Origin of the sequence: Protofrankia sp. CiT1 (assembly GCF_917627335.1) — a bacterium.
Taxonomy (GTDB): Bacteria; Actinomycetota; Actinomycetes; order Frankiales; family Frankiaceae; genus Protofrankia.
In genome coordinates this window covers 1,912-10,851 of sequence record NZ_CAKJTP010000143.1, presented here as the reverse complement: position 1 = coordinate 10,851, position 8,940 = coordinate 1,912, and the positions used below count along the sequence as shown (strand labels likewise).

Sequence of the window (8,940 nt, the reverse complement as noted above, 5' to 3'; positions counted from 1 at the left end):
CCGGCACCCCCCGAACAGCTTCCGGCGGCGACCACTTAGTTTGATCTGGATCATCTACTGACGTTCGTGGACGTTCGCCGCGTCCGAGGATCAGTGGGCGTGCGTCCGCCGACGTTCGCGGTCGTCTGCCGGCTTGCCTGTCAGTGTGGCTGTCACCGGCATACGGCCCGGATCGATCACGTAATGGTGGGCTGGCGCGTCGGTCGGCGAGCATGCTGGGAGGCATGGCGGAGGATCTTCTGTCGCTGGTGGTGGCTGACCCGATGATCGGCCACGGGCAGGCGTGTATCCGGGGGACACGGGTGCCGGTGAGCGTCGTCCTCGACTGCCTTGCTGACGGTATGTCCGATGGGGAGATCCTCGCGGAGTACCCGGCGTTGAGCGTGCCGGGAATCCGCGTGGCAGCGGCCTACGGCGCGCGTCTGGCGCGGGAGGACCTCGTGCCGCTGCGCACCGCGCCGTGAAGGTCAAGCTCGACGAGGGCCTCTCGGTCTCGCTCGCCGAGCGCCTAGCGAAGCACGGGATCGACGCTGACGCCGTCTACCCTACGTCACGTTCCCTTCCGTTCTGCGGGAGCCTGGGGGTGAGATTCCCCCCGGGCGACCCAACCCGACGAGGAACGGCCTCCTGCTGATCGTGGTTTCTCGCCAAAGACACCGTGACCATCAGAAGGCCGTGATGGAGAGTTTGCAAGAAGAGCAGCCCTCGCGCCGAGGCCCCGGTCCGGGCACTGGTCAGCTTGTCGTTGGCGCCGGAGCATCGGCGCGACCACGGCGCCCGCTACGACGGACCAGAGCTACGGCTGGATGCCCCTGAGCTCGTGAGGACCGCCGTAGCGCCAGGCCGTCCGGGTGATACCCAGGCAATGGTTGGGATCAGCCGCCTCCGCGGTGGTGCCGGAGTAGTAGTCGTGGGTGAACCCGGACGTGTTGTTGAAAATCGAGTTGGGTATCGGGTTAGCTAGCGTCTCGTCGGCCCACACGTACGGGGTTGCCGTCCCGCAGTGTACGTACTGCCCGGCAGTGGCGTGGTTGTTGACGGTCGGTGTCGGCGCCACCCCGAGTGCCTCAAAGTAGTCCAGGATTGAGTGGCCGAACTCGTGCTTGAACACGTTGCGGTGACCATAGTTGATGGCGGCGTCGAGAATCAACGTGCTGTAGGTCTGCCCGGTTCCCATGGGGGGCGTGAGCCCGGCCGCGCTGCCGATCCATTCCGGCTGGCCGGTGGCGGTATTCGTCCCGGTGGCAGGCCAGATCACGATGACCGAGTCGAACGACGGGTCCTGATCGGCAGCGGTGTTGCCCGGCGACGGCCACCATCCGTCGCCGCTGCGGTCGAGTGCGCTGAGGGGCCGTGTCGGGAAGCGAACCGTCAGGCTCGGCGTCATGGTGCCGCTGGCGAGGGCGGGAAGGTCGGTCTTGATAAAATCGTGGGTCGCGCGCGCCGCTCGGTCTCGCTGGTCCTGGGTCAGCTGCGCGACCACGTGGTGCGTGGTGCCGTCGGACGCGGGGAAGGAGAAGTCCAGGTTCGGATAGATGAGGGCCAGGATCTTCCATCGGGGCGCCGAGGAGCCCGGCTCAAGCCGCTCCAGTTTGATGTCGTCGTACCAGGCCGTGCCCGTGGTTGTGCCAGACCAGTAGCCGAGCCGGGCCGCAACGGTCAGCTCGTGGCTGTCTGCGGAGTTGACGCTCACCCAGACCTTCGTCCAGTCGGACGTGCCGAATACGCCGGGTGAGCGGTCCCAGGTGCCCAGGAAGCCGAGACTGGCTCCCGCGTCGACCGGGTTGGTCGAGTGCGCGACGCCTACTGTCTTGATCCATCCCGTTATCCGGTACAGCGTGTGCGGCTGCACGGCAACGGTCTGCGACCACCACGCGTCGTTGGGCTGCGGCGAGGAAATGCTGACACTCCGGTGTCCACTGCGGGCCACTGAGCTGGACCAGGAAAATGTGGTCGTAGGTTGGAAGGCGCCGGATGTCCATGCCTGCGGCGCGGCGGCGGATGCGTCCCGCGGTAGCTCGAACCGTCCGTTGACGAGGCCGGTCGAGTTGTCCAAGGCGTACGCGGTCGGACCGATCACGCCCACTCCCACCGCGACGGCCAACGCCGCGATGACGACGACGGGCAAGCGCCGCAACGCGAGCGGTCGGCGCTCTTCCGAACGCCCGCCCGATGGGCATTCTACCGATCGACGTTCCTCCGAGACCCCGGGGCTGCGCAGTGGCAATAATCGTCGGAACATGTCTCCCCCGCTTTTTCCTGGATTGGCAATGGCGACGAAACAATACACTCCCGCGATCGCCGACAAGCCCGCAGGCTTGGCATTAATCAGATATTAATGGATGCGAAACCATTATTTTCCCAGCTGTCGGCGGGCCACCGTTGACCCGGACCGGAAGCGGCGCAGGCCGTGCCCTTCTCGGCGACAACCTGGGCTGAGCACATCGCGGCGAGCTCCCGGCTGGAGACGGTCAGCTCACCCACCAGCCCGGCCAGCCGTCGGTCGTTCCGGTGCCGGCCACTGGCCATCCGCAGGTACGCGACCGTCATCAGATTCCATCGTGTCCCAGCCGTCTCCGTGCTCGATCGCGTCCACTCGATGGGCGACGACACCGCGGTATGCGGCCGGCCACCTTTTGGGGATCTCGGTGATCGGCGTCGAGCCATGCCGGGAGAACCAGGTCGTGTTTCTCCCCACGAGCTACGATCGTTCTGATCAGAACGCGGAGAGTGCTCGCGCAGATGCGGCGGGCCTCATCTAGGGAGGGTCGTGTCCTCGGCGTGCTCTGTGCCCTCGTCCGGTTGACGCCGTGACCATCGGGTGCCTAAGATGATCTTAGTTTCTCCCCGCCGTCCTCCGGGACTGGCGGGGCTTTTCTAGATCGGCTGCTTCCGTGGTGCCACTCCCTGGACGCTGACGATTACGCAGCCTGCCGGGACTACACCGACTACACGGCGATCTGGCTGGCAGACCGATGGCTGCCGCAAAGCGGTCGGCTACCGTGATGCCGTCGGACTGCATCTGAGCCAGATCGACGAGGCTGATGAGCTGCTGACGCGTACTCTCGAACGATCACTCGCTTCGCTCACGATCCTCTGGGTCCCCCGGACTCGTTGGCGCTACTGATCGGCATGGTGCTGGACCAGCAGAACAGCGTAATACGCTGTGTTACGATAACGGCATGCCAAACATTCGGTTCACGATCTCGACGTCCTCGGATGTCCAGGCCGCGATCAGGATGCACGCTGAGGCAGCAGGTATGGATGTGTCCGCCTACATGATTGCGGCGGCTGTCGCGCAGATGGCTCGCGACGATGCTGTCACGGCGACCTTCGCGGCACTTGACGCGCGTAACCAGGCAGCCTTCGAGCAGGCTGGCGGTGTCCCTGAGACGGGCCTGCCGTCGTTCGACGCCCTGACCACGGACGAGCAGGCGCTCGTCCACCGGGTCCTGAACAGTGCGCTTGGATCGGACGCCGCGAGCGTTGCATGATCGCGCGTACTGTCGTCTATGACGCCGGGATGCTCGTGGCGCTCCTGCGAGACAGCTCGGCGGCACGGCTGCTTCATCACGGCCTGCGCGCAGCTCCGCACCGGCCGGTCGTCATCGGCCCGGTTCTCGCCCAGGCGTGGCGACCGGACCCGAAGACGCTACAGTCCTTCAGCCAGTACCTGAAGGACTGCACCGTGCCCCAGACTCGGGAGAGCGCGTCCCCCATGCGCGGCGTGTCGGGCGTCCCCGCCGGTTGCGTCGCCTGCGCGAGAACCTTCACTCTTGACTCGTACAAGCGGGCGGGGGCCATGCTCGCCGAGGCCAGGCTTCCCACGAAGAAGCGACCGGACGTCATCGACGCCCTGGTCGTCATCGCGGCTGCTCTTCACGGTCCGGCCCAGATCCTCACCAGCGACCCAGGCGACATAGGTGCCTACACCGCCACACTCGACCACGCTGACATCGTCGTCGAACCGATCTGAGATGTTCCTCGCGATCCTGGGCTGACGCTCCGTCGTTACGAGCTGCCGGGCGACGGTTGCGCGGTCCCAGCACGGCTGGTACGCCGCCGAGGTCCCGGATGAGATCGCTGGTGATCCGGATGCCCTCCGCCTCGTCGCCACAGATCGCCACCGTTGGCGCCGGAGTGTCCTGACCACCGCTGGTGGGCCGGCGTGTCCACTGGCCAGCGGTGAAAAGATGAAATGCCTTCACGACCTGTGCCCCGGGGTCGCTGAAGCCCCCGGATCACTGATGGCTGACGGACTGCTCCTGGCCCAGCTGCCGGGCGTAGAGGCGGGCGTAGGCGCCCCCTGCCGCCAGCAGTTCGCTGTGCGTGCCCCGTTCGACAACCGTGCCCGCGTCCAGGACGTGGATGGCGTCGGCGTCGACGATCGTCGACAGCCGGTGCGCGATCACCACCCGGGTGCGTCCGGTGCCCAGCCGGGACAGTGCCTCCTGCACCACGTTCTCGGTCAGCGGGTCCAGCTGTGACGTGGCCTCGTCCAGGACGAGCACGGGCGGGTCGGCGAGCAGGACCCGGGCAAGGGCGAGCCGTTGGCGTTCCCCGCCGGAGAGCTGATAGCCGCGGGCCCCGACCATCGTCTCGATGCCCCGCGGGAGTTTGTCCAGCCGCGGGCGCAGGCCGGCGTCGACCGCGGCGGTGGCCACCTCGTCGTCGCTTTTTCCTGAACCGGTCGTGGTCCTCGATCGGTCGTTGCCCTCATCCAGCCGCGGCCATTGTGGCCATGGTGGTGGTGGCCGCGGTCGGCTGGTCGAACTGCGTCCGGTACAGCTCCCCGTAACGTCCGCCGGCGCTGAGCAGGTCGGTATGGGTGCCACGCTCTACGACCCGTCCGTCCTCGATGACAAGGATGAGGTCGGCGGAGCGGATGGTGGACAGCCGGTGCGCGATCACCATCGCGGTCCGTCCGGTGAGTGCCTCGGCCAGGGCCGCCTGTACCGCGGCCTCCGAGGTGGAGTCCAGGTGCGCGGTGGCCTCGTCGAGGATCACTACTCGCGGCCGTGCCAGCAGAAGCCGGGCGATGGTCAGGCGTTGGCGTTCACCGCCGGAGAGGCGATACCCGCGTTCGCCGACGACGGTGTCCAACCCGTCGGGCAGGCTCTCGACGAGGTCGGCAAGCCTGGCCCGGCGCAGCGCGTCCCACAGCTCGTCCTCGGTCGCCTCGGGCAGTGCAAGCAGCAGGTTCGCACGGATCGACTCGTGGAACAGGTGCCCGTCCTGTGTGACCATCCCGAGTGTCGCGCGGATGGATCCGGCGGTCAGGTCGCGGACGTCGATCCCGGCCAGGCGCACTGCGCCGGTGTCGACGTCGTAGAGCCGGGCCGTCAGCTGTGCGATCGTGGACTTTCCGGCGCCTGACGAGCCCACCAGCGCTACCAGCTGCCCGGGTTCGACCCGGAACGAGACGCCGTGCAGAATCTCGACACCGCCACGGGTGTCGAGGACGGCGACCTCCTCCAGCGATGCGAGCGAGACCTTGTCCGCGGGCGGGTAGCTGAAACTGACGTCGTCGAATTCCACTGACACCCCTCCCGCTGGCACGTGCCGCGCGTCCGCGCGGTCGGCGATCAGTGGTTCGAGGTCCAGAACCTCGAACACCCGTTCGAAGCTTACCAGAGCGCTCATGACTTCCACCCGGGCGCTGGCCAGCGAGGTCAGCGGGGCGTAGAGCCGGGTGAGCAACAGCGCGAGCGCGACGACGGCGCCGGGTTCCAGCTGCCCACGCAGCGCGTAGAAACCGCCGAGCCCGTAGACGAGGGCAAGCGCCAGCGCCGAGACCAGGGTCAGCGCGGTGATGAACACCCACTGCACCATCGCCGAGCGGACCCCGATGTCGCGGACGCGCCGCGCCCGTACGGCGAACGCGGCGGACTCGTGGGCGGGCCGGCCGAACAGTTTCACCAGCGTCGCGCCGGGCGCGGAGAAACGCTCGGTCATCTGCGTGCTCATCATCGCGTTGTGGTTGGCCGCCTCGCGTTCGAGCCGGGCCAGCCGGCTGCCCATCCGCCGTGCGGGCACGACGAACAGCGGCAGCAACAGCAGCGCGAGCACGGTGATCTGCCAGGAAATTCTGATCATCACGGCGAGGGTGAGCAGGAGTGCGACGATGTTGCTGACCACGCCGGAGAGCGTGTTACTGAAGGCCCGTTGCGCGCCGATGACGTCGTTGTTCAACCGGCTGACCAGCGCGCCGGTACGGGTGCGGGTGAAGAATGCGATGGGCATCCGCTGCACGTGGTCGAACACGGCGGTGCGCAGGTCAAGGATCAGGCCCTCGCCGATAGTTGCCGACAGCCACCTGGACACCAGCCCGAGGCCGGCCTCGGCCACCGCGATGACGGCGATGAGCACCGCGAGCCCGACCACGACGTGGACGGCCGCGCCGCGCACGATCGCGTCGACGACCCGGCCGGCGAGTACCGGTGTCGCGACCGCCAGGACCGCCGTCACGACGCCGAGCAGCAGAAACCAGGTCAGCTGCCGGCGGCGCGGCCGGGCGAAACCGCCGATCCGCCGCAGGGTCGCCTTGGAGAAGGGGCGCCGTTCGTCCTGCGCGGTCATCGCCTTGTGCATCGACATCCACGCGGTGACTTCCATGCTCATGGAGTACCTCCGCTCATGGGTTACCTCTCGGTGGCGCAGGGTTGCTACCGGCATGCGGCGCCGGCCGTCGAGGGAAGGTTAGAGGTTCAAGCGAACTGCAGGTCAAGCGCGACCGGGCCGACCTCACGGAGTTCAGCCGCGGAAGTAGAGCAGAAGTGGAAGGGAAGGTGGTCTCCAGCGGTCGGTGCACCGCCAGCCCCGCGTCGGGACCTGAGCAGGAGTTCACATCGGGTTGTTGGGGCAGGTCAGGGGTCTGCCCAATTGCGATCAAGCTTGCCGGACCCCTGCTCCACTGGTCACCGGCTACGCTCGCCGAGCGGTGCCCTGCCTGTATTCCGACATCGAGGTCGCGGCGCTGATGATAGCGGCGGGCACGCTGCGCTACCCGATGGCGGTCGCGACCTACCGGACGCTGATCGGCCTGCTAGCGGTCACCGGCCTGCGTATCGGGGAAGCCGCCCGCCTCGATGACACCGACTTCGACCTGCGGCGGGCTGGGGCTTGGGCTTGGGCTGCTGACCGTGCGCGTGAGCAAGAACGGCCGGTCCCGCCAGCTCCCGTTGCACCCGATGCCAACAAGATTGTCGATGACCGGTACGACGGGTGGCTCCGCGGTGAATACGGCAATGGGAGCTGAGCGATGAGGAGGGACGTGCCGTGGCGAGTACGTGGGAGCAGGTACGGGCCAAGCGGCCTCCAGACGAGGGCTGGGCGGCTGAGTACCGCGCACGCCTGGATGCTGAGGTACGCGCCTACCGGCTCAGGGAGATTCGTGAGGAGCAGGGTCTGACGCAGGCCGAGTTGGCCGAGCGGATGCATGTGAAGCAGCCATCGGTGTCCGAGCTGGAGCGCGGCGGGCTCGATCGGGCGGGGCTGGCCACGATCAGGGCCTACGTGGAGGCCCTGGGCGGGAAGATCGAGATTATTGCCGACTTTGGTGATCGTCGAGTGGTCCTCGGCTGACCTCGAGGATGCGGCGCGCTTGGCTGGACTCGAACCCCTAACCTCTTGATCCGTAATTTGCTCGGGATCTTCCGGGGACGTCCGCTGACGTCCATCCCGTCCGCTGGCCTGGCGGGGCCTGTCCATGGGTGGCCGTCGGCGTCCAGTCTCGTTCGCGGCCTTGGCTGTCAACTTGGCTGTCAGACGGGTAGCAGTTCGAAGCCGGGGCAGTGACGTGGCGTCACGGCCAGAAAGTGGCGGCGGTCGATGGTGGCCAGTTGCGCGATGTCGAGGCGTTCGGCGATCGCGATGACGTAGGCGTCGGTGATGCCGAGTGGGAACCCGGCGTACTGTTCCACCAGCTCGACAGCACGGTCGAAGTCCGGCTTTGTAGGCGTGACCATGGCCAGATCGCCGCTCTGAAAGGCTTTCAGGAACGTGATCTCGGCTCGGGCGCCGAGGTGCTTGGTCAGGTGGTAGCAGGTCTCGATCACGACCGGCGCCGGCACGAGGAGCGGTGGCGCTGTTGTCGCATCAGGGCGGCGCTCGCCTCGTGGTGCTTGTCCCGGCGGTCGAACGCGGCGTAGAGAGGACCGGTGTCCCACAGGATCACCGGATGTCAGCCCCAGGGCCGTCGTTGTCGAACAGCGCCTCGTCCACCCGCTCGGACAGGTCGTCACGACCACTGTCGAATGCGCCGATGAAGGACGGTCCCGCCCACACCGCGCCCTGTGTCGCGGTCTCCTTGTCCAGGTCCGGGTTTGCTGCGACCAGGCGCAACAGCGCCCGCCGGGCATCCGCGGTGCGTTCCGGGGCAAGCCGGTCGACGAGGGCGTGCAGCTCAGAGTAGTGGTTGTGGGCCACGCTCATGGGTTCCAGCGTAGCCCTGTCCTGGAACTCGTGAGCCACATCTGATCCGCAGGAGTGGCCGGATAAGGCGCGGGGGGGGGGAGCCCTGTAGCTGCTGGCGGGCTCAACGCGTCCGCCGTAACCACCTGGCCAGACGTCTCGGCGATGCCACCGGCCTCATCGACACGGAACATGACGAGAAGGCCGCGATAGTGATCACGCGTGTATGATCTTTCTCAATTGCAGTACAAACTGCAGTACTTGAGCCCTGGAAAGCCCAGAGCCCCGTGCCGTGTGATCGGTTGCGGGGCTCTGAGCCTGTCTCAACCAGACATCTGTGGGCGCCGCTTTGGATCTTCGGTGGTCACCTGATTAGGCAAAACCCCAGGCGGTGGGGTCCGGGGGGCGCCCCCCGGAGCAATATCGCGGGCCTCGGGGAGCTTCCCGGAGGGAAGCGGCCAGGGAATCCCGCGTCGCGTGCGCTCGGAGGGACTCGAACCCCCAACCTCTTGATCCGTAGTTTGATCT

The 8,940-nt window shown here is 67.1% G+C and carries 11 protein-coding genes; 5 read left to right on the top strand and 6 right to left on the bottom strand.

Features of this window, described 5'->3' with window-relative positions; all coding sequences use genetic code 11:
• Positions 1 to 224: 224 nt before the first annotated feature.
• Positions 225 to 464, top strand: coding sequence for a DUF433 domain-containing protein (locus MJ785_RS17670; RefSeq protein WP_239313747.1), 240 nt, complete (start codon positions 225 to 227; stop codon positions 462 to 464).
• Positions 465 to 796: 332 nt separating this feature from the next.
• On the opposite strand, the gene MJ785_RS17665 is transcribed toward MJ785_RS17670, so the two are convergent.
• Both MJ785_RS17665 and MJ785_RS17660 read right to left on the bottom strand, forming a co-directional pair.
• Positions 797 to 2,128, bottom strand: coding sequence for a hypothetical protein (locus tag MJ785_RS17665; protein WP_239313749.1), 1,332 nt, complete (start codon positions 2,126 to 2,128; stop codon positions 797 to 799).
• A gap of 200 nt (positions 2,129 to 2,328) precedes the next feature.
• Complete coding sequence (locus MJ785_RS17660; protein WP_239313751.1) at positions 2,329 to 2,550, bottom strand: hypothetical protein; 222 nt, start codon at positions 2,548 to 2,550, stop codon at positions 2,329 to 2,331.
• Positions 2,551 to 3,182: 632 nt separating this feature from the next.
• On the opposite strand from MJ785_RS17660, the gene MJ785_RS17655 reads away from it, so the two are divergent.
• A complete protein-coding gene (locus MJ785_RS17655; protein ID WP_239313753.1) occupies positions 3,183 to 3,494 on the top strand; it encodes a hypothetical protein in 312 nt (103 codons plus the stop codon).
• Positions 3,491 to 3,976: a hypothetical protein gene (locus MJ785_RS17650; RefSeq protein WP_239345302.1), complete on the top strand. Its 486-nt coding sequence runs from the start codon at positions 3,491 to 3,493 to the stop codon at positions 3,974 to 3,976. The genes MJ785_RS17655 and MJ785_RS17650 overlap by 4 nt, the downstream gene beginning before the upstream one ends.
• Before the next feature lie 265 nt (positions 3,977 to 4,241).
• On the opposite strand, the gene MJ785_RS17645 is transcribed toward MJ785_RS17650, so the two are convergent.
• Positions 4,242 to 4,664 (bottom strand): ATP-binding cassette domain-containing protein, encoded by a 423-nt coding sequence (locus MJ785_RS17645; protein ID WP_370652977.1) that lies wholly within the window; start codon positions 4,662 to 4,664, stop codon positions 4,242 to 4,244.
• Between the two features lie 52 nt (positions 4,665 to 4,716).
• On the bottom strand, positions 4,717 to 6,621 hold the full coding sequence (locus tag MJ785_RS17640) for an ABC transporter ATP-binding protein (RefSeq protein WP_239381835.1): 1,905 nt from the start codon (positions 6,619 to 6,621) through the stop codon (positions 4,717 to 4,719).
• Between the two features lie 319 nt (positions 6,622 to 6,940).
• Between MJ785_RS17640 and MJ785_RS17635 the strand changes: the two genes are divergently transcribed.
• Positions 6,941 to 7,258 carry a hypothetical protein gene (locus MJ785_RS17635; RefSeq protein ID WP_239381833.1) on the top strand — a complete coding sequence of 106 codons (318 nt, stop codon included), beginning with the start codon at positions 6,941 to 6,943 and terminating at the stop codon, positions 7,256 to 7,258.
• Between the two features lie 20 nt (positions 7,259 to 7,278).
• A complete protein-coding gene (locus tag MJ785_RS17630) occupies positions 7,279 to 7,584 on the top strand; it encodes an XRE family transcriptional regulator (RefSeq protein ID WP_239312848.1) in 306 nt (101 codons plus the stop codon).
• 179 nt (positions 7,585 to 7,763) lie between these two features.
• Here MJ785_RS17630 and MJ785_RS17625 read toward each other — a convergent pair whose 3' ends face one another.
• Together MJ785_RS17625 and MJ785_RS17620 are read right to left on the bottom strand one after the other, a co-directional pair.
• Positions 7,764 to 8,072: a type II toxin-antitoxin system VapC family toxin gene (locus MJ785_RS17625; protein WP_370652976.1), complete on the bottom strand. Its 309-nt coding sequence runs from the start codon at positions 8,070 to 8,072 to the stop codon at positions 7,764 to 7,766.
• Positions 8,073 to 8,172: 100 nt separating this feature from the next.
• Complete coding sequence (locus tag MJ785_RS17620; RefSeq protein ID WP_239381831.1) at positions 8,173 to 8,433, bottom strand: hypothetical protein; 261 nt, start codon at positions 8,431 to 8,433, stop codon at positions 8,173 to 8,175.
• Positions 8,434 to 8,940: the final 507 nt, after the last annotated feature.

What these genes read in the sequence shown, in the direction of transcription:
- MJ785_RS17650 (WP_239345302.1), top strand. Translation starts at nt 3,491, where the DNA reads ATGATCGCGCGTACTGTCGTCTATGACGCCGGGATGCTCGTGGCGCTC.
- MJ785_RS17660 (WP_239313751.1), bottom strand. Translation starts at nt 2,550, where the DNA reads ATGACGGTCGCGTACCTGCGGATGGCCAGTGGCCGGCACCGGAACGAC.
- MJ785_RS17670 (WP_239313747.1), top strand. Translation starts at nt 225, where the DNA reads ATGGCGGAGGATCTTCTGTCGCTGGTGGTGGCTGACCCGATGATCGGC.
- MJ785_RS17655 (WP_239313753.1), top strand. Translation starts at nt 3,183, where the DNA reads ATGCCAAACATTCGGTTCACGATCTCGACGTCCTCGGATGTCCAGGCC.
- MJ785_RS17640 (WP_239381835.1), bottom strand. Translation starts at nt 6,621, where the DNA reads ATGAGCATGGAAGTCACCGCGTGGATGTCGATGCACAAGGCGATGACC.
- MJ785_RS17620 (WP_239381831.1), bottom strand. Translation starts at nt 8,433, where the DNA reads ATGAGCGTGGCCCACAACCACTACTCTGAGCTGCACGCCCTCGTCGAC.